The organism is Clostridium septicum (assembly GCF_003606265.1).
GTDB lineage: Bacteria > Bacillota > Clostridia > Clostridiales > Clostridiaceae > Clostridium > Clostridium septicum.
The window spans coordinates 1044980-1070851 of the sequence record NZ_CP023671.1 but is presented as its reverse complement, the minus strand read 5'-3'; the positions used below and the strand labels follow the sequence as shown (position 1 = coordinate 1070851).

General features: G+C 25.2%; 23 protein-coding genes and 2 pseudogenes. 19 read left to right on the top strand and 6 right to left on the bottom strand.

The window, feature by feature from the left end; all coding sequences use genetic code 11:
- Positions 1-494 precede the first annotated feature (494 nt).
- Positions 495-1784, top strand: coding sequence for a hypothetical protein (locus CP523_RS04720; protein ID WP_066675811.1), 1290 nt, complete (start codon positions 495-497; stop codon positions 1782-1784).
- Positions 1785-1943: 159 nt separating this feature from the next.
- Here the strand turns inward: CP523_RS04720 and CP523_RS04715 are convergent, their stop codons facing one another.
- On the bottom strand, positions 1944-3572 hold the full coding sequence (locus CP523_RS04715; RefSeq protein WP_120140565.1) for a recombinase family protein: 1629 nt from the start codon (positions 3570-3572) through the stop codon (positions 1944-1946).
- Positions 3573-3574: 2 nt separating this feature from the next.
- Positions 3575-3751 carry a hypothetical protein gene (locus CP523_RS15915; protein WP_162925943.1) on the bottom strand — a complete coding sequence of 59 codons (177 nt, stop codon included), beginning with the start codon at positions 3749-3751 and terminating at the stop codon, positions 3575-3577.
- A gap of 159 nt (positions 3752-3910) precedes the next feature.
- Here CP523_RS15915 and CP523_RS04710 point away from each other — a divergent pair, with 159 nt between their 5' ends.
- The 6 genes from CP523_RS04710 to CP523_RS04685 all read left to right on the top strand — a co-directional run bounded on the left by CP523_RS04710 (position 3911) and on the right by CP523_RS04685 (position 9200).
- Positions 3911-4537, top strand: coding sequence for a helix-turn-helix domain-containing protein (locus tag CP523_RS04710; protein ID WP_120140564.1), 627 nt, complete (start codon positions 3911-3913; stop codon positions 4535-4537).
- Positions 4538-4798: 261 nt separating this feature from the next.
- On the top strand, positions 4799-5731 hold the full coding sequence (locus CP523_RS04705) for a hypothetical protein (RefSeq protein WP_120140563.1): 933 nt from the start codon (positions 4799-4801) through the stop codon (positions 5729-5731).
- 509 nt (positions 5732-6240) lie between these two features.
- The gene (locus CP523_RS04700; protein WP_120140562.1) at positions 6241-6822 is read left to right on the top strand and encodes a hypothetical protein; all 582 of its coding nucleotides are present in this window, start codon (positions 6241-6243) and stop codon (positions 6820-6822) included.
- A gap of 18 nt (positions 6823-6840) precedes the next feature.
- Positions 6841-7872, top strand: coding sequence for a hypothetical protein (locus tag CP523_RS04695; protein WP_120140561.1), 1032 nt, complete (start codon positions 6841-6843; stop codon positions 7870-7872).
- A gap of 180 nt (positions 7873-8052) precedes the next feature.
- Positions 8053-8607, top strand: coding sequence for a DUF3885 domain-containing protein (locus tag CP523_RS04690; protein ID WP_120140560.1), 555 nt, complete (start codon positions 8053-8055; stop codon positions 8605-8607).
- A gap of 44 nt (positions 8608-8651) precedes the next feature.
- Complete coding sequence (locus CP523_RS04685) at positions 8652-9200, top strand: SF0329 family protein (protein ID WP_120140559.1); 549 nt, start codon at positions 8652-8654, stop codon at positions 9198-9200.
- 152 nt (positions 9201-9352) lie between these two features.
- Here the strand turns inward: CP523_RS04685 and CP523_RS04680 are convergent, their stop codons facing one another.
- A complete protein-coding gene (locus tag CP523_RS04680) occupies positions 9353-9679 on the bottom strand; it encodes a helix-turn-helix domain-containing protein (RefSeq protein WP_227909575.1) in 327 nt (108 codons plus the stop codon).
- Positions 9680-9855: 176 nt separating this feature from the next.
- Between CP523_RS04680 and CP523_RS04675 the strand changes: the two genes are divergently transcribed.
- The 11 genes and pseudogenes from CP523_RS04675 to CP523_RS04620 all read left to right on the top strand — a co-directional run bounded on the left by CP523_RS04675 (position 9856) and on the right by CP523_RS04620 (position 23566).
- Complete coding sequence (locus CP523_RS04675; RefSeq protein ID WP_120140558.1) at positions 9856-10056, top strand: helix-turn-helix domain-containing protein; 201 nt, start codon at positions 9856-9858, stop codon at positions 10054-10056.
- A gap of 1 nt (position 10057) precedes the next feature.
- Positions 10058-10486, top strand: coding sequence for a hypothetical protein (locus CP523_RS04670; protein WP_120140557.1), 429 nt, complete (start codon positions 10058-10060; stop codon positions 10484-10486).
- 49 nt (positions 10487-10535) lie between these two features.
- A complete protein-coding gene (locus tag CP523_RS04665) occupies positions 10536-11156 on the top strand; it encodes a hypothetical protein (RefSeq protein WP_120140556.1) in 621 nt (206 codons plus the stop codon).
- Between the two features lie 489 nt (positions 11157-11645).
- A complete protein-coding gene (locus CP523_RS04660; protein WP_120140555.1) occupies positions 11646-13508 on the top strand; it encodes a DNA methyltransferase in 1863 nt (620 codons plus the stop codon).
- A 15-nt stretch (positions 13509-13523) separates the two neighbouring features.
- Positions 13524-16223, top strand: coding sequence for a DEAD/DEAH box helicase family protein (locus tag CP523_RS04655; RefSeq protein ID WP_120140554.1), 2700 nt, complete (start codon positions 13524-13526; stop codon positions 16221-16223).
- A 69-nt stretch (positions 16224-16292) separates the two neighbouring features.
- Positions 16293-17831: a serine/threonine-protein kinase gene (locus tag CP523_RS04650; RefSeq protein ID WP_120140553.1), complete on the top strand. Its 1539-nt coding sequence runs from the start codon at positions 16293-16295 to the stop codon at positions 17829-17831.
- 272 nt (positions 17832-18103) lie between these two features.
- Positions 18104-18442 carry a hypothetical protein gene (locus tag CP523_RS04645; protein ID WP_120140552.1) on the top strand — a complete coding sequence of 113 codons (339 nt, stop codon included), beginning with the start codon at positions 18104-18106 and terminating at the stop codon, positions 18440-18442.
- Entirely contained in the window at positions 18432-19373 is a 942-nt protein-coding gene (locus tag CP523_RS04640; RefSeq protein ID WP_120140551.1) for a hypothetical protein, read from the top strand. Before CP523_RS04645 ends, CP523_RS04640 begins: the two co-directional genes overlap by 11 nt.
- 70 nt (positions 19374-19443) lie before the next feature.
- Positions 19444-20472 (top strand): annotated as a pseudogene (locus CP523_RS16615) (AbiH family protein).
- A 380-nt stretch (positions 20473-20852) separates the two neighbouring features.
- On the top strand, positions 20853-21311 hold the full coding sequence (locus CP523_RS04625; RefSeq protein WP_066675823.1) for a helix-turn-helix domain-containing protein: 459 nt from the start codon (positions 20853-20855) through the stop codon (positions 21309-21311).
- 146 nt (positions 21312-21457) lie between these two features.
- Positions 21458-23566, top strand: a complete 2109-nt coding sequence (locus CP523_RS04620) for a methyl-accepting chemotaxis protein (protein WP_120140548.1) — start codon at positions 21458-21460, stop codon at positions 23564-23566.
- 150 nt (positions 23567-23716) lie between these two features.
- On the opposite strand, the gene CP523_RS04615 is transcribed toward CP523_RS04620, so the two are convergent.
- The 3 genes from CP523_RS04615 to CP523_RS04605 are packed head-to-tail and all read right to left on the bottom strand — an operon-like array spanning position 23717 to position 25241.
- Positions 23717-24385 carry a YbbD-related protein gene (locus tag CP523_RS04615; RefSeq protein ID WP_066675827.1) on the bottom strand — a complete coding sequence of 223 codons (669 nt, stop codon included), beginning with the start codon at positions 24383-24385 and terminating at the stop codon, positions 23717-23719.
- Positions 24382-24708 (bottom strand): hypothetical protein, encoded by a 327-nt coding sequence (locus tag CP523_RS04610; protein WP_066675828.1) that lies wholly within the window; start codon positions 24706-24708, stop codon positions 24382-24384. The genes CP523_RS04615 and CP523_RS04610 overlap by 4 nt, the downstream gene beginning before the upstream one ends.
- A gap of 14 nt (positions 24709-24722) precedes the next feature.
- Positions 24723-25241, bottom strand: coding sequence for an RNA polymerase sigma factor (locus CP523_RS04605; RefSeq protein WP_083089445.1), 519 nt, complete (start codon positions 25239-25241; stop codon positions 24723-24725).
- Positions 25242-25350: 109 nt separating this feature from the next.
- On the opposite strand from CP523_RS04605, the pseudogene CP523_RS04600 reads away from it, so the two are divergent.
- Positions 25351-25800: pseudogene (locus tag CP523_RS04600) on the top strand (YdcF family protein); the annotation flags it as partial.
- Between the last annotated feature and the right edge of the window lie 72 nt (positions 25801-25872).

Sequence of the window (25872 nt, the reverse complement as noted above, 5' to 3'; positions counted from 1 at the left end):
GATAAATTCCAATTTGTATAGTAGATTTGATGAACAATATTATAAAATAAATCTAAAATATAAATATATATTATAGTTAAGAATGATATTTGAATAAAGACATTACTTACAATAAACTTCTATGTGTAATTAGATTGCATATAGAAGTTTTTATATTTTAGGGAGGATTGATGCTGAAGAAGATTTATAAGGAAAATATAGATTAGAAAAGAATAAATACTGAGCAAATTTTACTGCTTATTTTTTATGAAAATATATAATTAAAACTTGAATTTGAAATATTATTAACTATATTTATATGTGAAAGTATATAGTTTTTTTACTTACAGTAAGGTGAAGCATATTTGTGGAGAAGCAAAATTAGTAGAAATATGAAAAAGATATAAAGCTAATGATATCAATAGGATTTCTGGTTTATGTTATAATTAAAAGGTAATTATTTGAATATGTATATTATACAAACATACATATTAGGGAACTTAAGGAGATTGGAGATGGATTTGGATAAAAAAAATATTATAACAATAATTAATGATAAGATTGATTATTCATTTTTATCGATGTGTAATGATGCTAAACTAATATATGTTAATGGATCTGGTAAGTTAAAGACATCTACTAGCATTGTTGAGGATTCATATTATGGAATGCGTTACTTGAAACAGATAACTCTTAATGATATTCCCTTAGTGAAAATTAATTCTCCATCTTGTCCAACCTGCAAATGTATATTATCTCTAGGTTTAGGAATTAATAAAGTAAATTCACATGAACTCATGGAAATTAGTAATAAAATTAATAGTAATTTTATTAGTTTGGAAACATCAATTAATGATTTAGAATCATTATTGTCATTATTAGAAAGTGGGTTATATGTAATAGCAGATATTTTATGCTATCCGACAGATGGAGATGGAAATTTCTTTTGGAATATACCAAACAGACCAACTGAATATTCAGGAACAGTAGGTGTTTTATTGCCTGAAGATGACTATAACTATGTTGATGGTGAGCCAGTATTTCTGTATCCAACTGAAGATACAAGTTGTTTTAATGAAGAAAGAGTTGAATACTACCTAAATACAATAAATAATTCTGAATCACCACCAAGAGCAATAGTTTATAACTTTAAAGAGTTTATGAGCTTCATTATTGATGGTCATCATAAGACTTGTGCTGCATCTATTTTAAGAAGGCCAGTAAATTGTATAGCTATAATACCAGTTTCAGCATATGAATATAGAAAAAATGGGGACGAAATGCTTATAGATAGCTTGTGTTTTTCTAATATTAGAATAAATAGCAATGATATACCAGTACAATATCTTACTCAAAAGTCTAAGAAGGAATTTTTGGTTGACAAAAATAAAGTGGAATTAAGTGAAGGAAGATTTAAGAATACATCTTGGGCGCAAAAGTATTTGGATTCTTCCAAATATTATCCTACAGTAGAAGAGTATGCTGAGATGATATCAAGTGAAGTATACAATATTTCAGATGAATTAATTGAGGAATGTCTTGAAAATCTCAATAATGAGAATCAAAAAAGAATGAAAAAAATACTTTTTTATCTTAGTAATAGGGAGGATATTCGTCTTAAAAAGATAGCTATTATTTGTGCTAAAAAATTAGGTGATTGTAAGTTGAAGGTACAGGCATTTAAAATATTATCAAATATTAAAGATGATACTGAGATTGAAGAATTATTTATTGACTATTTAATTGAAAATGAAGATAAGCATAGTATATTAAGAGAGATAGCAAATATTGGACTTAATAAATAGGCAAAGAGATAAAATATAATAATATGGTTAGAATTTTGAATTGAGATAGGATTAGTTAATAAATGAGAGATTATGTAACTAAAACTATCTTATTTTTTATAAAAACATAGTTGAAACTTGAATTTGAACTAATGTTAATTATATTGTATATGGGTAAGTCTATAGTTTTTTATTTATGATACGGTGAACCGTATCATAAGTAGTCGCAAACTTTTTATTTATTTTTTGAGCCTGTACATCTACAGGCTCAAAATGCAACTTGATTTTATTAATAATTCTATCTTTAGTAGTTTTACCTTCATTAACAGAAATACTATCTATTATGGAGCGTAATAATGATTTCTTTTGTTCGATTGTAGCATTTATAAATACATTGTTAAAATTTTTAAGGATATCAATAACTTTTTTAGAATCTATACATTGAAAATTTGCTAATTGTGAAATTTCATTTTTGATTATATTTATTTGAGTAGTAATTTTATCTTCTTTTTCTCTTAAATATTTTAAATTTGCATTTAAATCATCAGAACTAATAAAATCATTAAAATGATTTTCCATATGTTCATTTCTTTTAATATTTATTTTGGCTAATGATTTTTCTAATTCTTTTAATTGCTTTTCAAGAGGAGTTATATCTTTAGTTGTTCTATTATTTAATTTAGAAATTAATGAATTAATAATTTCTTGTGAATTAATAATTTCAGATATTCTATCTAACACATATTTTTCAGCAGTGTCAGCATTTACTAAGTTAGATGTACATACAGTAACTCCTTTATTAAAGAAGTTAGAACATTGATAATAGCGATAAAATTCATTAGGTTTATTTTTCTTTTTAGTACGATGGCTTATCATAGAAGCACCACATACTGGGCAACGTAGAAGTCCTGTTAATATAAAATCACCTTCATATATTTTATTGAATTTATCTTTATTAATTTTCCTCATAGCTTGAGCTTTTGTCCAAGTATCCATATCAATAATAGGTTGATGTTGTCCTTGGAATAATTCATAGTTTTCATTTTTACCTTTTCTTCCTTTTTTAGCCCAATCAACATATTGCCCCCATCTTATAAACCCAGCATATATTGGATTATCTATTATTTGTTTTATAGATTGTATAGACCAAGTACCATTTTTAAGTGTCTTATAATTACAAGTATTAAGATAACAAGCTATTTTTTTATATCCCCAGTTTTTATTTACATAGAGATTAAAAATTTCTTTTATAATTTTTTCTTGTTCTGGTACTATCTCTAATTCTTTATCTACATTAGAAACATATCCAAATATTTTACCACCATTCCATAAACCTTCTTTTGCCCTTTGTTCCATACCAGAACGGCATGTGCTTACAATATTATATCGACTTAATTCTGCAAAAGTACCAAGCATATATGCAATACTTCGACCATAAATATCAGAAGTGTTTATGTTATCATCTATAGATATTAAAGTAATATCATATTCTTCAAGTAATTTTATTATATAGGCTATATCAGATAAACTTCTTGATAAACGGCTAATATTATAGACTAAGATAGCTTGTATCGGATTTGATTTACTTTTCATATCCTTAATCATTTGAACAAAGTTTGTTCTGTTTTTAATAGTTGTTCCACTTTTACCCTCATCAATATATTTTCCACAAATGTTATAACCATATAATTTGCAATAAGCAGTTATTTTATCTATTTGGGAAGGAATTGAGAAGTTATCTATTTGTAAGTCTGTACTCGTACGGCAATACATAAATATATTTTTTATTTCTTTATTGTTTTTTATCATTATTAAAATCCTCCTTCAAGTGATGTTTCACAGTTATTTATATTTTGAGATACTATATCAAATAATATATTAATAAATTCTTTAGATTTTATGTATTTAGTGTTAGGATGTTCTAATCCTAATTTAGTGAATAAATCAATTTCTATGTCTAAGTTTTCATTATTTATATTTGTATCCATAATAAATCCCCCTTATTTATTTGCTTTGAAGTAAATTTAATTTTTCTTATAGGTAAATAATAAAATGAAAAATTAAATTTGTCAATAGGAAAATAAAGAGTTGCATGTAAGAATACGAAGTGTTAATATTAACTTATAAGTTTTAAGGAGGCGTATATAATGGAATTTTCAGATTTAATAAAAATAAGTAGAAAAAATTGTAGTCTTAAGTTAACTGAGCTTGAAAGTTTAACAGGAATAAGTGCATCATATATAAGTCGTATAGAAAATGGAATAAATAAATCTCCATCAGCAGAACATGCAATTTCATTGGCAGAAGCACTTAATATACCATATGAAGAGTTAGCAAAAAGCTTTTTAAAAGACAAGGAGTCTAAAATAATTACAAATCAAAAAGACAGGGTGTTAATAAAAAAAGGAACAAATATATTAGAAGATATATCAAAAAATAAATTATCACTTAGAGAAGCTTTGGAAAAACTGGTGGGGATATGCACAGAGCTTGAAAAGAAACATATATTTATAGTTGCTCAAAATAAAGAAAATAAATATATAGTAAAGTTACCGATTTATGATGACTTACTTGTTAGAAAGATAAAAGAATTAATGAAAATACAATTTAAAACAGAAAATATATCTGTTTTAGAAGGGAGAGTATTGGAAATGGATAAGTGCAAAGAATACGAATTAGAAGAGTTTCTAAAAGGAGCAAATGAATATTTTATGACAATAGATGATAAAGAATATTTAGAGATAAAAGGATATTTAAATTCTATAGGATATTGATAGAAACACTTAATTTATTGCAAATATGCAATAAGTTAAGTGTTTTTTTCTTATATAAAAATGATAGTGCAAAAATATTATATAAATTTTTAATTAAAAAATATATTATGATGTCAAGTTGTTTAATTAAAACTAATTGATAAGGAAAAATTTAGCTCGGGATAAATAAAAAAATGCATATAAATATAGCTTATAAATGTTGAAAAAATAGAAAATATAAATATCCCATAAAATGAAATAGTAGAAGGAGAATTAATAATTATGATACATACAGCAGAATTTTATATAAATTTTCATGAAAAACAAAGAGATTTTTTAGAAAAGAAATACAAAAAAGAACTTTTTAAAGTGGAGTCTTTAATTAATAAAATATATAAAGATACAGGAATAACTATACATTCTATAAAAAGAGTTTATGGAATATATAGATTAAACTTTACAATTGATTTTATAAAATTATTAAAAAAAGCTGAGATAGTAGAAGAAGACATTATACAAATAGAGGATAAAATATATGGTTTCATATATGACATTACAGGGAGTAATTTTATTGAGCCATATATGAAAAGATTAGATTATAGATATGATGCTATAGTTAATGAAGACCAAAGAAAAGTATTATTTCATATTTATAAGAAGACTATGGATAGGTATGGCTTCAAGAAAAAATATAATGGATTTGATACAACTATATACTATAACAGTAGGAGTATAGTATCAAAAGTATATGATAAAGAAAGGGAAAGAATCGTAAAAAACAAAGAAATTATGGCATATGAAAAAAATATCTTGAGATTTGAAATTTCATTGAATAATGACCATTTAAATTATAATAAAAGACGATATAATTTGAATAAAGATATTTCATTATATTTAAATGAAAGTATGTACATTATTTATTTTAAAAGGCATTTAGAGGTATTTACTTATTCAGGAGATTATTATAATATTTACAATGCAAGAAAAATGATAAATAGTAGTAAGATAAATGAAAAAGATAAGAATGAATTAATAGAGTTTTTAAAATATATATCTAAAAAAGGTGTTACAGAAGCAAAAGAAAAGTATAGTAGTTACTATTTCAAAAAATACATAACATATTTAAAAGAACTTAAAATTAACCCTATATTAATTCCTAAAAATCTAAAGGGAGCTTCATCATATATAAAAAATCCTTTTAATATATGTGCTTAAAATAAAAGAATATAAAAAGAAATAATATAATATAAAAACTTTATAAAATAAAATAAAAAATATTTTATTATTATGAAAACTTATTTTATAATTTTTCATTTTATAAAACAATATTTTAGTACAAGTTGATATTTCAACTTGTATTTTTTTGTGAAAAAATAGTTGAATTTATTACTTAGAGTTATAAATTTAAGAGGAACAAACTACAATTATAGAAACTATAAATTGTAGTTTTAATAATAGATATATCAAGTAGTGGAGCGATAGATGGGGGATAAGGGGCTTCACTTTTGGGTATCAGTCCACTAAATCATTTAGTGGCTTCTACCATAAAGCTCATTTTTATTAACGGTTGCTTCACTACATTTCGACAACCTAAAAAATGGCTTTCAAAAGTTCAGCCCCTTATTGAGGGGAATATTGCCCCTAACGGAGCAATTGAGCTATCGCTCAAATAGTTTTACAAACTATAAAATTTACAAGTAAATTTATGAAAGGAGAAATTTTTAATGGCAAAGCCTAAAATTAAAAATCTTTATAATAGAGATAGACTTGCATTAACAAGTATTAGTAAGTGTGGTCATGTTAGAGAGTCTGAATTAAAAAACTTTATTGCAGATAAAAGAATAAATAACTATGTAAAAGATAATTTGGTAACAAGGGAAGTCTTTAATAAAAATAATGGAGAACAATTAGTTGCATATAAATTAACTAAAGAAGGAAAGAAATTATTAGAAAGAGAATGGGGAGTAAAAAATCATTATAATGCACAATCAATAAATCACGATTTAGGTATATCTAATAAATATTTTTCTTTGAGTGAAGATAAAAGAGAAACTTGGAAAACTGAAACAGAGTTAAGGCAAGAGTTAGAAGAAAAATTACAGGAAATAAAAACGATAGATTATGAAAGGTATCAAGAGATAAATAGAATGTTAGAAGAAAAATTAATTTCAACGCCAGATGGAGCTTACATAGATAAAGAAACAGGAATAGAAACATATTTTGAAGTAATAACTAATTCTTATGGTCAAACAGAGATTGAAGCAAAAGAAAGATTTATTGAAATTATGGACATAAAATCATATTAAATGGAGAGGGTTTAAAGCATGGTAACAAATGAGAGAAAACAGAATACTTGTAATAAGTATCATGAATACTTACGAATAATAGATATCTTAGGTAATAAAATGATGTTACAAAAGCAATTTATAGAGTTATCAATTGCCTTAGGGGTTGTAAAGGATAAGTTTCAAGCAATAAAAGGAATTCAAGAGTTAGAGAGAGCTGAAATAATAAAAAAAATAAAGTTTAGTGGGACAAGTAATAAATTTATCTTATTTAGAAAATATGCTATAAGATATTTAGCAAAGGCTAATAAAAGTTCAGACGTATCAGGTATAAGTGTAGTAAATTCTAATAAAAGGTATATAGAAAATATCATGAAAGTACAATTTATACTGACAACTATTATTCCTACAGCTAAAAAGAATAATATAGAATTAACTTTAGATAATCTAATAGAATTTATAGACAAATTAAATTGTAATATATTATACAAGGATAATAATATGTATAAATTTTATGAGCAATTATTAAATAGAACAAGTTTATTTTTTGATAAAGAAGAAATGGAAGTAGATTTCCAAAGGCTAAAAGATGAACACGATAAAAGAATTAAAAATCTAAAGGGTATTGGGGAAGTAAATGAGAAAAAGTATCGAAAAAATAAATATGATTATTTATTTAATAGTGATATAGCTACTTTAAGTAGAAAAAACATTTACTTAGTTAATATAAAATATAGTAAAAAAACTGATACAACAAGAATTATTGCATATTATTTTAATATATCTATAGATAAAAATTCTTATGCAGTAGCTTTAAATTATAGTATTTTATACAATACAATGAAAAGATTATTTGGTAATAATATTAATATAGAATTTAGAGTTATATGCTTAAATCAATTAATACAGGAGAGGATTATTGAAGATTTAAATAAAAAAGGAATAAATCCAAGAACTAAAGAAAAAAGAGTAGATACATATCTTGTAGAGATGTTAAGAAATAATAAATTGACAGAAGTGGATTTCCTAAAAATAAATATGAAAATTTTATCATATGACCTTGATATATAAATGTAAAAAGCAAGTAGAAACTAAAACTACTTGCTTTTTCATTGTAACAATAATTATGAAGTTTAAAATTATTAAAAAAGTTTTTATAAATAGTAGATATAGCTTGATATTAAGTAATATTTTAAGTTACTATAATAAAAATTAATAAAGCAAGTTTATATAAATGGAGGGGATTGAGTAATGAACTTTTATTTGGATAAATTGACAGTTGATTATTGTTTTCAATCAAAAGACTATATATCATTTGAAATATTACCATATGAAAATCCATACTATGATGTTGAAGATATAGAAAGTGAAGAGTTAATTTATAGAGATGAATATGTTGATTCATGTATAGATTGTGCTTGTAAAGTATGGAACAGTTGTAATTTTTCAGATAATTTAGCTGTTATATATGAAGACAAATATAATGAGTCTAAAAAAAGAGAAAATGAATTTATTGAAATGTATTTAGAGTCTACTGAATGTACTACTTTCCCATTTGAATGGATTGATGATGAAGAAAAATATTATGGAACACGGTATATTTGGGAAACAAATAGAATAAATATTGAAAAACTTTTTAGAAAGATTATTATTTCTGATATAGGAGATAATACTGAGCTTGATTGTGCAGTTTATATAATAGATAAAGAAACAGATAATGTATTTTTTCTTTATGATGATAGGGGAATTCATGTATTTTCTAACGATTGCACATTTATAGAAAAGTTAAAGCAAATAAAAATATAATATTTAAATAGTAACTATCAGATATAGAATATAAGGAGGGCTATATGGGTAAATCATGGACTGGATTAAGGAAAGAATTAGAAGAAGAATTTTTATGTGAAAGTTTGAGAGGGCGTGTCCAGTATTTTTTAACACATTATCATGGAGCACCAGATAATTATGGGAGATTTTGTGTGAGAGTTGATAAAAATGAGTATGCTATGGCAAATCCATACGCATATTATGTGAAGGGATATTCTAATTTAGAATATTTGACTAAACAAGAACTTGATATTCCAGAGAGGAAATGGACAGATAAAGGATATCTATATGATGAGGAAAATAAGGCGATTGAAGATGAAGTTGTAAATATATCAATAAATAATGGAGATTTTGATATTTATAACATTACAGATGCAATTAGAGAATATAAAGAATTACCTATCGTGAAAAGTATTGTATCGGAAAATCCAATTGTTAGGATGTTTGCTGTAATGGATAGACGTATAGGAAAAAGAACACTTAAAAAATTAGCCGAAGAAGTTGATACACAGCCTAAATGGTTACAATTCTTCTATAAACTACGCTTAGACTCTGAAAATATTTATTATTAAAGTTATTAATTATAGATAATATTATGTACATAAATTTATAAAAATATAGAGTTAGATGATATATATTGTCTAACTCTATATTTTTTCTATAACAAAGATATTTACAAATAAGTCAAATATAAGATGTGAAATCGTATCTTAAAAAGTAAAAATTAATCTTGCATTTCAGCAAGTTTCAATTCTACCATACCTTCAATTTTTAATTTTTCTTTTTCTGGCAATTTTCTAAAGTTAGTTATAAAGTTTATTTCTTCCTCTGATAAGTCGAAGTTAGCAGTATCCAATCCTAAAAGCCAGTCAGAACTAACATTAAAATACTTTGAAAGTTTTGATAATATCTCAATGTTTGGTTCTCTTTTATCTTTTTCATATTTATGCAAATTTTCAAATTGAAGAGTATCCATTAATTCACGCTGTGTTACACCAGCTTTTTTTCTTAAATAAGCAAGTTTTTCTCCTAAAGTTTCTATTCTAAACACCTCTCTTAAAGTCTAAATGACTTAAAAATATACAAAAAGAGTCTTAGTGACTACAAAAATATTGACTCAGAGTCAAAATGACTTTAAAATAGATATTGGATAAGAAATTACATCATTTTAAGGTCAAATTTATTATAACATAATGAGCTTAAGATATAAATTAAAGGAGGAGGTTTATGAACAAAGATACAGATTTGTTTGGAGTAATTGTGAAGAAGAGGTTAATAGAATTAAAAATGACACAAAGAGATTTAGCTAAAAAATTAAATATGAATGAAAATTATTTAACAGACATATTAGCAGGAAGAAAGAGTGGTGCAAAATACAGAAATAACATTTTAAGTGAAATTGGATTAATAGAAGAGTTGGGGGATTAAAATGAGATACATAAAATATTTATTTAATTATTATAATAAAGAATATTTAATAAAAAGTTATTTAGTAGCTTTATTTATGGCATTTCTTTATATATCGGGTATATTAGAAGCAGATAAAGTTAATGTATTGATATCAGTAGAAGGTATGAAATATATAATAATTGCAATTTCCTTTACTATACTATATCCATTTTCTAAAGGGACTTATTTGAGTATTAAAGAAAGTTTGTTATCGGACATACCAATAATATTTGCCAATATAGTAGTTATATTTATAGCAAAACTTTTTATGGCTATGATATTATGGGGATTTTCTGTTCCATTAGGAATTGTAAATTTAATTATAATTTACACTAAATATAGAAAAAATACTGTTAAAATTATAAAGAAAGATATAACAGCAGATATTGAAGGATTTAAAATAGATTAATTTAGAAATATGTAAGTGTTATTATATTTAGACCTAAGGGGGGAAGAATATGTTTCTTAAGAAGGCTATAGTGGTTAAAGTAATAATCTTAGCATTAGTTTGTGTTGGGTGTACATCAAATGATATAAATAAGACATCATATACGAAAGACCCCAATAAATCAGATATTGAATTAAAAGATGAAAACAGCGAATTAGAAGATGATGAGAAAAGTAATCTTGATGAAAGTATGATTAAGAGTGATGATGGGAAAAAAGGGACAGTTGAAGTTATTAATGAAGATACTAATGAAATAACAACAGAAGCTGAAGTAGAGGTAATGGATTTAATACCAGATAAAGATTTTTTCTTTCCAGATTTAGAGCAATTACCATCAGATATAAAAGAGTGGGTTTTAGCTAATAAAGATAAGAAAAAAGAAATATCAGCATATGTAAAAACTACAGCTAATGCAACATATGTATTAGCTTCGGTAACCAATGATACTGGTGGTAAAATAGCAATGATACACACACCTTATATGATAAGTGATTCTGATGAATGGGTTGTGCCATATAGTTTTATGCTTAGAGATAAATGGATAGATAGCAATGGTAATGAATATTTAATAATGCAAACATCTAAACCTGTTAAGGTTAGATTAGAACATGCTACTATTTATGAGCATTAAAAAGAATAAAAATAAGTAGAAATTATGTTTATATATTAGGAACTATTGTTTATTAGATAATAAAATTAATGACTAAAGCAAAAAGCAAGTAGAAATTATACCTACTTGCTTTTTGCTTTAGTTATATAAATCTTTACCTATTAAACCATTAACCTTAAAAAAGATTAAACCTTTGTATGTTAGATGTTTTTAATAAAGTTTAGTAAACAAACTTTAAAATAGAAGCGAATGTTATCATACTCAAAATATATGAAATGTTAAATCTTATCCTTATCTAAAATACTTACCTTATACAAAATCATAACCTTTTAAAGTTTAATCAAATGATTAACCTATTAATATATTATAGATTATTTATATATTTTTATAACTATCATAAGTTCAAAATAAGAAAAAATTAATCATAGATAGGCTTAGTGATTAAAATTATATATTATGTTAAAATTGATAAATAGAAACTAATTATAATATGTTACGGAGGAAATCGAAGTGAGTAAGAGTATAGACGATATATTAAGTATATTCAAAGATGATGAAAGAGTTTATGTAAACAATGAATATATAATAGGTAAAATACAAGAATTAGCATTAAAATATGATGAAAAATTAATTTCTACAATACTTAATAATTCTAAAATGAAGCTACATTTCTTTATAGAAGTAGGTGGAGCATTAATATTTAAGAGAGAAGAATTTATTGAATTTATAGGTGGTAAATATTATCTTGAGGATAGTTATACAAAATATAGAAATAAAATAGGATTAGCAGTTGATAATAGTTATATAAAAGAAAATAGAGATGTTGTATTAAATTGGGCGTATAAAGATTGTGTTTTAGAAGGTGGTCAAGATAGAGAAGATGCAAAGCAAGATGAAGTATTTTATAATGAAGTTCTTGCTTCTGATGATATAGATAGATTATATGAAAATAAGGTATTAACTAACTTTAAGAAGTTTGACGAAAATGGTGAATCAGAAGCTTTAGTGATTAATGAAAATGATAATCTAATAATTAAAGGGAATAATTTAATAGCTTTACATTCTATAAAAGATAGATATAAAGGTAAGGTTAAGGTTATTTTTATTGACCCTCCTTATAACACTGATAATGATTCATTTAATTATAATGACAAATTTACTCGCTCAACTTGGTTAACTTTTGTAAAAAACAGATTAGAAGTAGCTAAGCAGTTACTTGCAGAAAATGGTACAATATGGATAACTTTAAGTGATGTTCAAGCACATTATTTCAAAGTTTTAGCAGATGGAATATTAGGAGAAGAGAATTTTATAGGAGATGTTATATGGCAAAGTAGAAAGTCAGTATCAAATGATACTTTTATATCTTTATCAACAAATCATGTTTTTGTTTATGCAAAAAATAAATCAGTGTTAGATAAAAATAAATTTAGGCTTAAAATAGATACAAGTAAATTTAAATATGATGATAATGATGGTAGAGGATTATATAGATGTGACCCATTTGATGCCCCAAATGAAAGAAAAAATTTAAGTTATGAAATAAAAAATCCTAATACAGAAGAAGTATATCTTCCTCCAGAAGGTAGATGTTGGAGAACTACAAATGAAGAGTACAATAGACTTTTAAGTGAAGGAAGAATAGCTTTTGGAAGGAAAGGAACGTCAAAGCCACAACTAAAGGTTTACTTAAACGAATCATTAGAAGAGCAAAAGGGAGTGACTCCTACGACATTATGGAATGATATAGATACTACTACAAATGCAACGAAAGATTTAGAAAAGTTATTTGGAAGTAAAGTATTTAAAAATCCTAAGCCAGAACAACTTATAGAAAGAATTTTAGAAATAGCATCTAATGAAAATGATATAGTATTAGATTACCATCTTGGAAGTGGAACAACTTGTGCTACTGCTCACAAAATGAATAGAAAATATATTGGAATAGAACAGATGGATTATATTGAAGATATATCTGTTGAGAGACTAAAGAAAGTAATTGAAGGTGAACAGACAGGAATAAGCCAAAGTTTAAATTGGCAAGGTGGGGGAAGTTTTGTTTATTGTGAATTAATGAAATGGAATGAAATATTCATCAATAAGATAGAAAAAGCTAATGATTCAAAAGCGTTAAAATATATATGGAATGAAATGAAGGAAAAATCATTCTTAAGTTATAGAGTTAAAGTAAAACAAATTGATAATAATATGAGTGAATTTGAAGAACTTTCTTTTGAACAACAAAAAGAATTTTTAATAGAAATATTAGATAAGAATCATTTATATGTTAATTTAAGCGAAATAGATGATATAACATATAGTGTTTCAGATGAAGATAAGAAACTAAATAAAGAATTTTATGGATTAAAATAAAGGGGGGGAAGATTTATGGCAACAATGGATTTATTAAGTAATAAATTTCAAGCTTTTCTTGAAGAAGAAATGATTGATTGTGAAATTCCTTCTTGTATTAAAGATAATATCAATAAAAAGTTTGAGCTAAGACCGTATCAAATAGACTCTCAAAGTTTATTAAGGTACTATATTGAAAAATATAAAAAGAAGATAAAACCAGTACATTTAATGTTTAATTTAGCAACTGGAAGTGGAAAAACATTATTAATGGCAAGTAATATTTTATATTTATACGATAGAGGTTATAGAAACTTTATATTTTTTGTTAATAGTACAAATATAATAGATAAGACTAAATATAACTTTTTAGATTACACTTCAAGTAAATTTTTATTTAATAATAAGATTACAATTAATAATAAAATTGTTGATATTAGAGAAGTTAATAATTTAGAAGATGCAGATGATGATTCTATAAATATAATGTTTACTACTATTCAAGGATTACATTATAAATTAAATACACCAACAGAAGGTTCAATTACTTATGAAGACTTTAAGGATAAAAAGGTTGTATTACTTAGTGATGAAGCACATCACTTAAACACATTAACCAAAAGTAAATTAAGTAAAACAGAGGAAGAAGAGAAAAATAGTTGGGAATATACTGTAAATAATATACTACATCATAATCAAGATAATATATTATTAGAATACACAGCAACAGCAGAGCTTGAAAATCCTTTAGTATATGATAAATATAAAGATAAAGTCATATATAAGTATGATTTACCAAAGTTTAGAAAAGATAAATACTCTAAAGAAGTTATAGTTTTACAGTCTGATAATAAAATCAAGGAAAGACTTCTACAAGCTGTAATTACAAGTGAATATAGAAGAAAAGTAGCTGAAAAAAATAAGATAGTATTAAAACCAGTTATTCTAATAAAATCAAATAAAATAGCTCAATCTAAAGAAATCTTGGAGAATTTTAATAGTTGGATTACTAATCTTACCGTAGAGGATTTAAATAAGTTAAAATCTGATGAAGATAATAATGTAATAACAAAAGCATTTAAATTTTTTGAAGATGAGAATATTACTTTAGACAACCTTATAGTAGAAATTAAATATCAATTTAATGAAGATAAATGTATAGAAGTAAATAATAAAGAGGAAAGTGAACAAAAGCAGATTATAGTAAATACTTTAGAAGATAAAGGTAATATGTATAGAGCTGTTTTTGCTGTTGATATGTTAAATGAGGGTTGGGATGTACTTAATTTATTTGATATTGTAAGAGTTGATGATGGTAGAGGTTCAAAAACTACAACAACAAAAGAGGCACAGTTAATCGGTAGAGGTGCGAGGTATTATCCATTTAATTTAGATGATACAGAAGATAAGTATAAAAGAAAATATGATAATGATTTAGATAATGAATTAAGAATATTGGAAGAATTATATTATCATAGTATAAATGAGCCTAAGTATATTTCTGACTTAAAGAAAGAACTTAAAGAAAAAGGTATAATTGAAGATGAGTCAAATAAGATAACAGTTGATTTAAAGCTAAAAGACAGCTTTAAGAAAACTAATGTATTTAAGAATGGTGTTATATTTTCAAATAGACAGGTTGTAAATACAAATAAAGATATAGAAGCATTATCTCAAATGAAGGTAGAGTTATCTTATGATTTTGACTTGAAAACTGGTAATATTAAAGAAAATCATATATTAGATGATAATACAGATAAAGATAAAGCCGATAATCTTACTCCAACAACATTTAAATTAAAAGACTTTGGTTACAATGTTATAAGAAAAGCAATAAGTAAAAATGAGTTTTACTCATTTGAAAATTTGAAAAAATATTTACCAAATTTACAATCCATAAATGAATTTATTACAGATAATAAATACTTAGATGCAATTGAAGTAACTATAAGAAGTAAATACACTGAAATTGATGATATAGATAATATAGAGCTTTTAGAGATTGTTTTAGATATATTGAAAGAAATAGAAGGTAAGATAAAGAAAAACTATATTCCTTATATAGGGACAAAAGAATTCTATCCAGAAGCACTTAAAAATCTTAATTTTGAGAAAAAGGCATCATTTATTATTGGTGGAGAAGATAAAGAAATGGGTAAACCAATGAGCGTACAAGATGGTTCAAATTTAAGATTAAACTTAATGAATGAAAAATGGTATGCTTATGAAGAAAATTATGGTACATCAGAAGAAAAGAGATTAATATTACTAATGAAATCAGTTTATAGTGATTTAATTAATAGTGGATATGAAGATGTGTACTTAATAAGAAATGAGAAAATATTAAAATTATATCATTTTGATACAGACCAAGTAACAGAACCAGACTTTTTGCTATGGGCTAAGAAAAAAGAAGATAGTGAATATAAATATTATCAATTATTTATAGAACCTAAAGGTGACCATTTATTAGAAAAAGATAAATGGAAGGAAGAACTATTACTAAGAATAGAAGATGAGTCTTTAGCTGTATTAAGTAAACCAAATGAAGTTATAAAAGAGAGTACAGCAGTATATGAAGCAGAAGGAACTTTATTACCAAAAGATGCATCTTTTGATGTTGAAAATAGTGTATTAGTTGATAATGAAAGGTATAGACTAATAGGCTTATCATTCTATAATAAATCACAAGAAAAAGAGTTTAAAGAAGAATTTAAACAAAAATTAGAAATATAAAAATGACAAAATAGAGATATTCAGAATTTGGATATCTATTTATAACAACATTTCAAGGGGGATGAATTTATGCAATTATTAGAAGGTAGATTTGTTAAAGATAATGAAAATAATGAATATCTAATAGAAAAATTTATTGGAAATGGAGCTTTTGGGAATGTATTTAAGATAAGAAGGATATCAGATGATACAGAGTGGGCTTTAAAAACTATAGCACAAGGTTTTACAGATGAACAAAATTTAATTGCATTTAAAAATGAAATAAATTTAGCGACTAAGATTGATGATAGTAATGTAATTAAATATCTATTTGCAAATGATGGAGATACAATAAGCAATTTGCCACCATATGTAATTATGGAATATGCTAATAAAGGTACGCTTAAAGAGTATATAAAGTCACAAAAGTTGGAAAATAAATTTTTAGATGAAGGTAAGTTGAAAAATTTATTTCTTCAATTAGCAAAAGGAATGAAAGCAGTAAATAGTGTATTAGTTCACAGAGATATAAAACCAGATAATATATTAATAAAAGATGATGTAATTAAAATAAGTGACTTTGGGTTATCAAAGATTTCAACTGATAGAACCAGAACTATTACATTTAAAGGATTTGGACATCTTATGTATACAGCACCAGAAGGATGGAAGAATGACAAAAATACTATACAAATGGATATTTACTCTATGGGATTGGTTTTTTATGAACTTGCAACTTTGCAGTTTCCATATAATGTTACTATTCCAAATGATGTGGAACAATGGAAAAACCATCATTTATTTAGTGAACCAGTAAATCCAAGTAGAATTAATACAAATTTATCGCCAGTGCTATCTGGAGTTATAATGAAGATGTTAGAAAAGTCAACAACTAAAAGATTCAATAATTGGGAAGAGATAGAGTCTTACTTAATAAATAATGATATAGAAGAAAAAGAGTTTTCAAGTATAATAAATGCTATGATTAATAATAGATTAGCTAAAGATAATTTTGAATCCAAGAAAAAATTAGAAGAAGAAAGAAAAAGAAAAGAAGATGAAGATTTTTGTAAGTTAGTTGAGTATCAATTTAAAAAGGATATTTATAATCCAATACAAGAATTTATAGATACATTTAATAAGGCGTATCCTCAAGGTGAAATTACAATAACTCCAGAAGGGAGAATATCAAGATATGAATCTATTGAGGTAAAAATTAATTTAATTTCAAAAAAAGTAATAGATATTAAGCTTAAACCTATTCTTGAAAAAGATTTTATTAGGAAAGTAACAAGAAGAGAGTTTGGGGAAGAATATACAAGGGTTGAATTGCAACTTCCAACTTGTAGAGGAAGAAAGATAAAAGCTTGGGGTGGATTATATATAGACAAAAAAGGGTTTAATATACTTTTAGTACAAGATGGAGAAGAACTATATGGAGAATGGTTTATATTAGAAAATACTAATTCTGGTTTAGTTCAAAGTAATAGACCAGACCCATTTGCTTTTGATTTTAACGAAATTGAAAAAGGTGTTCAACAAATTAATGTTATGAGTAGATATAATAGTAACATTGAGGAGTTTAATATAGAGAAATTTATGAATTATATATCTATGTATAATATGTAAAAAATAAGTGAGGTAACAATGAATTGTTATCTCACTTATTTTAATAATTATATTTCTATAAATATTTTGCGAATCGACTGTTGACGGTGAACCGTATCACAAATAAGTGAGGTTTATAGTCTTAACCATTGATATTACTAGGTTAAGACTATTTTTATAAGTAAAAATACCATATCATAAATAAGATAAATATTATTATACTTATGGAAAATATAGTATAATTATTATATCAAATAACAAATGAGGTTTATGAAAAAATAAATTTTTGAGAGGTGATTAATATAAAAAGTATAGTTGATGAAATACCTAGTATAAAAAAGATGAAGGATGAAATAAAGGGTATGAAGCTGTTAGGATTCCTAGGGGGAGAGGATGTTAAAAGGCAAATAAGAGAAGCAGAGAATAATTTGAATAAATTTATTAGTCAAATAGAATTATTTAATGAACGATTTTCTGATAAAGGATGGATAGTTTATGATAAATTAAGTTCAACATTGATAGAAGAAGTAAATAAAGTATATGATGAAAATGGGGAAGAGATGGCTGAAAAGGTATTAATTACATATTATTCTTCTAAGGTTGAAGAGTCTCTCTTTTTTTTTGAAGAATAATTGTGAAGAACTTCTTGTAAGGTATAATTTGATTTTAAAAGCATTTGAAGACCATAAAGAAGGAAGATATCATGCAAGTGTTCCTTTGTTTTTAATGATTATAGATGGTGCAGTAAATGATTATACAAAAAGTAAAGGTTTCTTTGCGGAAGGAACTGATGTAAGTGCTTGGGATTGTTTGGTTGGCTGTAGTAGCGGCCTAAGTAAAATAAAAAATATTTATTGTAAAGGTCGAAAGAAAACAAATACTGATGTGATTTATTTACCATATAGAAATGGAATATTGCATGGCAGAGATTTAAATTATGATAATATATTTGTGTCTAGTAAATGTATCGTATTACTTTTTGCAATTCATGATTGGATGACTAATAAAAAAAGCGAAGATTCTAGGAGAGAAAGATTTATTGAAGCACAAAAGCCAGTAAGTTTTAAAGAAATAATAACACAGTTTAATAAAAATCAAGAAGATAAAAAAATAATTGATTCATGGAAACCAAGAATCGTGACTATTGGCAGCACTATACCTGAGAGTGGTAAATATGAAGAATATAATGATTATGAATATATTCAAAAGGTGCTTAAAATTTTTGAGTATTGGGACAAGAAGAATTATGGACAACTTTCTAAGATATTAGATAAAATGTTTAATTATGAAAAGTCACAAGGATTAAGACCCAAACTATGTAAAGAGCTATTTAAAAACAAAGAACTAATATCATATAGATTAATAGAAGTAGAAGAGCGTGCGATTTCATTAAGAAGAGTATTAGTAGAAGCAAAATGGGAAAGTACTAATAAAATATTTATTGAAGATTTAGAATTTGGAGTAGTTTATCAAGGTGAAAAGGATAGACCATTGTTACTCAATGAAAAAGGCGGAGAGTGGGTAATAGTACCTTGGAAAGTACAAGGATTGTATAAAATTTAATTATGAAAAATGATTAGAGGAGAATTTGGATAATTAGTTTTTGTATAATTTGTGACTAGTTAGAGTAGAGGTGAGATATTTGAATTTAAATATTATTGGTAATGGTTTTGATTTATATCATGGGTTACCGAGTAGTTATTATTATTTTGGATGCTACCTTATAATGAATAATACAGAATTTTATGAAGAGGTAGGGAAGATGTATAACTTTAGGTATATGAAACCAATTGGTCCTCCAATAGCTCATGACTATGAGTATGTCGTTGAGGATATATTTTGGAAAGATTTTGAGAGGCATCTAGGAGAAGTAGATGAATTTTTCATTATTGACACACACGAAGATGATTTAGGTTTGGAATATAATGACCCAGTAGATATTGAAATGAATGAAGATAAAGTTGCTGAAAGCCTAAAGAGATACTTTGTTCAATGGGTTATAAATACATTGGATAAGGATGAAAATTATGATATTATTGCAAGAATGATAAAAAAAATAGATAGTGTAATATTGTTTAATAGTGATGATTATTTTATTTAATTTAATTATACACATACACTACAACAGCTGTATAAAATTTCTGATGATAAAATCCATTATGTGCATGGTGAATGTTGCGGCGAAGAAGATGATGAATTAATTATTGGACATGGCAATAATCAGCGAATTAATGAAATAAAGAAATATATTGATGAACTTGAGGAAAAATATGATTTTACACAAACAATGAGTAATAGCATTAATGAATACAATTGTTTATTAAGATACATTGAAAGATTAAAAAAAGATGTTAATAAGCATATGGATATATGTAATACATTTTATAAAAGAATAGGTGACAAGTTAGATTGCATTAATGTTTATGGCTTATCTTTGGGTGAGGTAGACATTCCATATCTTAAACAAATTCGAGCAAAGTGGCCTAATTCAAAGTGGAGGTTTTCGTATTATTCTTTAGAAGATGAAAATAGAATTACAAATATAGCAAGCAAATTATTGAATTTAAATGAAGACGAGTATGAAACATTTCATTTTTTAAACTCACTATCCAATAATATTAGAGGTGAAATTATAAAAATACAGAATATTGTTAGTTATTAGAATTTATAATTAGGATTATTTTTATTAGTAAAATTATATATAGACAAAAATTTTTTTAGGTATTTACATATCTTAACTAGTGACAAACATGACATTGGAGAATGGTTTAGGGAGTACAGTTTAGAGAGCGCAGGAGATAGGCGACGTTATGTAAAATTTATTACACCATTGTAAATATAAAATATATAAAAATAAAAACCTCACTTGTACTAGGTATGGAGAAGCGTATCACAAGTAAGTGATACGGTTTTTTATTAAAAGAACATAAATCATTGCTTTAAGATTAAGGAATGCAACTATAAGTTAACAAAAAGCAACTACACTATAATTGTGAGGTTATCAATAAATAATTATAATTAAGTTAAGATGAGGTGATTATAGTGAATTTAGGAGAAAATATAAAGAAGTTAAGAAAAGAAAAAGGTTTATCACAGGAGCAACTTGCTGAAATGTTAAATGTATCTCGTCAAGCTGTATCAAAATGGGAATCAGGTAAAACATATCCCGATATAGATAACCTTATATTATTAAAAGGTATATTTAATGTAACTTTAGATGATTTGATAATTAATGATGATAAAACTAAAAGTGAAGATACAATTGAATCAAGTAAATCATGTGATAATAATGAAATAGAGTATGATAGAGATGAGGAAGTTGAGGAAGTTGAGGAAGATGATGAGCTATCAGTGAATTTAATTCTTGCCTGTTTTATAATTGGAACAGCAATTGGATTTATTACAGATAACTTTATGTGGGGTACAGCTGGAAGTTTTATAGGTATGGGAATAGGGTATATATTAGAATATATAAGAAAAAGAGAACTTTATCACAAGTAGATGAGCTTTATTATATTTTTATAAAGATTATGATAAATATATTTAGAGAAATGGAAAAAAAGTAATAAATATAAATTACTGCTAAATAATTTGGAGAAATTTATCGATATATAATGGTATGATTAAAAGAAAAGAGGATATATAATATGAGAAAAATTAAGTTTAGCTCAAATACTAGAAACATAAGGACAGAATTAATATTTATGATGGTATCAATTGTATTAATTTTAACTTTAGGAATTGTTTTATCAATAAATGCTATATTATCTAAAGTATATGATTCACAAATCAATAAAAATAATGAAACTGTATCTACGCTTATATCTAGAAACTTATCTGCATTTATAGACAAGGCATACAAAGTTACAGAAGATTTATCTGTAGATCCAAGAATATTAAGTATGAATACTGATACACAACATAATGTGTTGTTAGAAGCACAAAGAAGAAATGAGTTTTTTGAATTACTATATGTTCAAAATATGAATGGAATGCAAACAGGAAAATCAGAAGGAAAATTATTAGACCGCTCAGGAAGAGATTACTTTATAAAAATGAAAGAAGAAATGAAGCCATTTGTATTTAAATCATTTAAATCAAGTACATCCAATAAGTTAGTTACATCTATTTTTATTCCAATGTATTCAAACGGTAAGCCAGTAGGTGTAATTGGAAGTAATATTAAATTAGACTATCTAAGGCAATTAATAAATGAAAATTCAAATGAAGAAGAAGGAAGATATTCTTTTGTTATTGATGGAGAAGGTGCAGTTATAGCCCATCCTAATAATACAATAATGGAAGAAAGATATAATTATAAAAAATTAACTAAGACTACAAAGATTATGGATGGTAGTGGCAAACCAATATTAGATGGAAATGGAAAAGAAAAGATTAAAGAAGAACCAATTGAAGTATCTAATGGATATAAGAAAATTATAGAAGAATTACTTTTACATAATGAAGGAAGCTTTAAGTTTAAAGATTTAGACGGAAAAAATTACTATGCATCATATTCTCCTATAGAATTAGTGGGAAATTCAGATAATTGGGGTGTTGTTACAATACAAAAAGAGTCAACAGCTAAAAGTATAATAGTAACAGTAATTAAGGGCGTAGTAGTTGCAAGTATCATAATATTAATTTTATCAATAGTACTTATAAGCATATTATCTAAGAAAATTGCAAATCCTATAATACATATATCAGGCTTATTATCTAAAGCTGCAACTGGAGATTTCACTATAGTTTCTAAACATGATGGGAAAAATGAAATTGGTACTTTATCAAATAGCCTAAATGAAATGATAAAAAATGTTTCAGAGTTAATTAAAGATACTAAAGGATTAACTAACATAATAACAGATAGTTCAATTGTTTTAAATGAAAAAGCTGAACAAGCCACAAAAGTAGCAAATGAAATAAATATTGCAGTTAATGAAATTGCAGTAGGAGCATCATCTCAAGCAAAAGATGCAGAATGTAGTTTGGCACTTGGTATTAATATGACCGATAAATTTAGTAGCTTAACTGAAAAAAGTAGTTTAATGATTAAGGAAGCTAATAATTCTACTAGTGTTACTGAAGAAGGTATTATCAAGGTAGAGGATTTAAAATATAAGACCCAAAATAATATTGAAATTATAAGGAAGACGGAAGAAAGTGTTGATAATTTAAATGAAAAGTCTAAATCAATAGAAAAGATTTTAGAAACTCTTAATAATATATCAGAACAGACACAATTATTATCATTAAATGCGTCAATAGAAGCAGCTAGAGCAGGGGAGCTTGGTAAGGGATTTAGTGTGGTAGCTGGAGAAGTTCAAAAACTAGCTGAAGCATCAAAGGTATCAACTAAAGATATAGCTAAAATAATATACGATATTAAATCAGAGATTTCAAATAGTGTTAAAATGATGCAAGAGATAAATCACAGTTCAATAGAACAAGTTAATGCAGTAAATGATGTTAATAGTGCTTTTGAAAATATTACTGAGACTACGGAAAATATAAAGAATATGATAAATGATGTAAATATATTTATTAATGAGATGAATAATGCTAATAATGGTATGGTTTCATCTATAAATAATATAGTATCAGTATCAGAAGAAACTGCAAGTTGTACAGAAGAAGTTACATCTTCAATTGAAGAACAAGGAGAAGCTATTAAAATGTTCAAAAATCAATCTAATGATTTAAAAGAAAAAGCAGAACTTTTAAAAGTTGAAATTAATAAGTTTAAAATAGAATAAAGTAATAATAAAAACTTCGTATTTACAATTAGTATATACGAAGTTTTTATTATTACAAAATCAATTAAATATACAAGATAATGTGTAAAATATAGAGTTACCAAACAGTAATTTTTAATGCTATTTAGAAATTTTTTTATTAATTATATACTATTTAATCCAAAAATAAACATTACCATTTGGGTCAATTGCATAAAGGAAATTCCCCTTTTCTCCTAGTAGATACTTATCATTTTTAATATTTTTTTCAATCTCCTTTTTATTCCACCATCTTTTTCTAATACTTTTCATTTTTAATACTTCATTTTTTTCAATTGGGTTTAATGTTTCAAAGAATTCTTTAGCTTCTTTTTCAGATAGATTAAAAACACCATTACCTATGTTTGTATCCAAGTCGTGAACCTCATAAATGTTTGTAGCTGTATTTGGTATTTCACTTGAAATCCAACCATTTTCCATCAATATTGTTGCTTCATTATAATTATTAAATTTAGAGCTAAAGGTACTACTAAAGTAATCTCCCAAAAAGTAATAAGAAGTTCCAAGAAATAAAATAGATGTTATTAATAAAATAGGTTTTTTAAATTTTTTTATACTTATATTACTATTTTTTTCATTAAGTTCTTTATTAATTTTTACAGTTTTAATAATTAAGTAGAATACAAATCCAATGTAATTTGGAAATAACATAGTAATTGTTGACCAAATTTTAGAGTTTAATTGTAAGTCTTCTGCATCTTTATATACATAAAAGCTCAATAACAGTTTCGTTACAAGGTAAAAAACATAAAATATAAAAGCTAAAGTTAATGTGCTCATACTATATCCCCCTTTATTTTAAGAAAGTTAATTATTTCATATCTATAAATGAAATTTAGAATTAACACACAAGCAAAACTTAAAGTTAAACTAAGTATTAAGGTAATGTTTTGGCTTTGTATAGATAAATAAATTGCTTTAATAGAAAATATTAAACATATAAGAACTAAGAAAAGTATATACATTTTATTTATCCATAAATCACGCCTTTTTTTCTTTTTAATTAAGTTTTTAGTAGTTTCTATTAAAGCTTCTTCTGGGGATAAAGTACATTCATCCATTAAACTATTTTTAATAAGTTTATTAAATTGATCTTCTTTCATTATTTATCCTCCTTTTATAAAATGTTTTTAAGTTTTGTTTTTAATAATTTCTTTCCATGATTAAGTCGATATTTTACTGTACCAACAGGTATATTCAAAGTTGTTGCTATATCACTATAGCTGTAATCTAAATAATAATACATTATTATTGGAAGTTTATATTTTTCATCTAAGGTTTTAACGAGTTTCTGAATTCTTTCTTTTTCAATATTATTAAAGACTATAAGTTCAGTTTCATCTATGCTTGATGTTTGCTGCTCCATAATTTCATGCTTAACTTTAGAATCAAAGAAGTCAGTTATAACCCTTAGCCATCGTTTCTTTTTTGAATATGAGTCTTTATATGTATTGATACAAATTGTATATATCCAGTTCCTTATTGATTTTTGTTTATCTATTTTATAAAGATTATTATATATCTTTAACCAGGTTTCTTGAAAAAGATCATCTGCATCTGTTTTATTACTTGTTAATTTAAGGCAAATTTTATAAACATCATCTTTGTAAATATCAATCATATTTTCTATATTCAAACTTTAGATCACCTCGCTTTCATAATATATATACGAATAGACTACTATTTTGTTTGAAATAAATAATTAAAATTTATAATTTTAAATAGAGTATCATAAGTAATGCATATTAAAAGAATGTAACTCTACAAATTGTGGTAATAATGCTACATTTTTAGTAGAACTGTTAAGAAAAAATAATATCAAGTTTAATAATATAATTCTTGTACAGGATTCAACTATGCAAAATCGTATGGAAGCAGTACTTCGCAAATATATGCCAAATAATATTTCAATTATAAATTTTGCTGCATATACTGCAAAAGTAATTATTAAAGATGGTAACCTTGCTTATGAAACTGATATTGAAGGAATGTGGGATATGGAACGTTACATTACATTATTAATGGGGGAAATACCAAGACTATCTGAGGATATTTATGGGTACGGCCCTAAAGAAAAAGGTTTCATTGCACATGTTGATATACCTAATGAAGTTGTTGAAGCTTTTTCTGAATTAAAAGAAGAATACTCAGAATTGATTGGAGAGGCAAATCCATTATATGCCTCAAAAAGCTAATAAAAATATATATATTATAAAGAAATAGATATTATAAAAGCAACTAACAAGATTAAATTATCTTATTAGTTG

Excerpts from the sequence above, each read along its gene's own strand:
- CP523_RS04720 (WP_066675811.1), top strand. The coding sequence starts at position 495 with ATGGATTTGGATAAAAAAAATATTATAACAATAATTAATGATAAGATT.
- CP523_RS04715 (WP_120140565.1), bottom strand. The coding sequence starts at position 3,572 with ATGATAAAAAACAATAAAGAAATAAAAAATATATTTATGTATTGCCGT.
- CP523_RS15915 (WP_162925943.1), bottom strand. The coding sequence starts at position 3,751 with ATGGATACAAATATAAATAATGAAAACTTAGACATAGAAATTGATTTA.
- CP523_RS04710 (WP_120140564.1), top strand. The coding sequence starts at position 3,911 with ATGGAATTTTCAGATTTAATAAAAATAAGTAGAAAAAATTGTAGTCTT.
- CP523_RS04705 (WP_120140563.1), top strand. The coding sequence starts at position 4,799 with ATGATACATACAGCAGAATTTTATATAAATTTTCATGAAAAACAAAGA.
- CP523_RS04700 (WP_120140562.1), top strand. The coding sequence starts at position 6,241 with ATGGCAAAGCCTAAAATTAAAAATCTTTATAATAGAGATAGACTTGCA.
- CP523_RS04695 (WP_120140561.1), top strand. The coding sequence starts at position 6,841 with ATGGTAACAAATGAGAGAAAACAGAATACTTGTAATAAGTATCATGAA.
- CP523_RS04690 (WP_120140560.1), top strand. The coding sequence starts at position 8,053 with ATGAACTTTTATTTGGATAAATTGACAGTTGATTATTGTTTTCAATCA.
- CP523_RS04685 (WP_120140559.1), top strand. The coding sequence starts at position 8,652 with ATGGGTAAATCATGGACTGGATTAAGGAAAGAATTAGAAGAAGAATTT.
- CP523_RS04675 (WP_120140558.1), top strand. The coding sequence starts at position 9,856 with ATGAACAAAGATACAGATTTGTTTGGAGTAATTGTGAAGAAGAGGTTA.
- CP523_RS04670 (WP_120140557.1), top strand. The coding sequence starts at position 10,058 with ATGAGATACATAAAATATTTATTTAATTATTATAATAAAGAATATTTA.
- CP523_RS04665 (WP_120140556.1), top strand. The coding sequence starts at position 10,536 with ATGTTTCTTAAGAAGGCTATAGTGGTTAAAGTAATAATCTTAGCATTA.
- CP523_RS04655 (WP_120140554.1), top strand. The coding sequence starts at position 13,524 with ATGGCAACAATGGATTTATTAAGTAATAAATTTCAAGCTTTTCTTGAA.
- CP523_RS04650 (WP_120140553.1), top strand. The coding sequence starts at position 16,293 with ATGCAATTATTAGAAGGTAGATTTGTTAAAGATAATGAAAATAATGAA.
- CP523_RS04620 (WP_120140548.1), top strand. The coding sequence starts at position 21,458 with ATGAGAAAAATTAAGTTTAGCTCAAATACTAGAAACATAAGGACAGAA.
- CP523_RS04615 (WP_066675827.1), bottom strand. The coding sequence starts at position 24,385 with ATGAGCACATTAACTTTAGCTTTTATATTTTATGTTTTTTACCTTGTA.
- CP523_RS04610 (WP_066675828.1), bottom strand. The coding sequence starts at position 24,708 with ATGAAAGAAGATCAATTTAATAAACTTATTAAAAATAGTTTAATGGAT.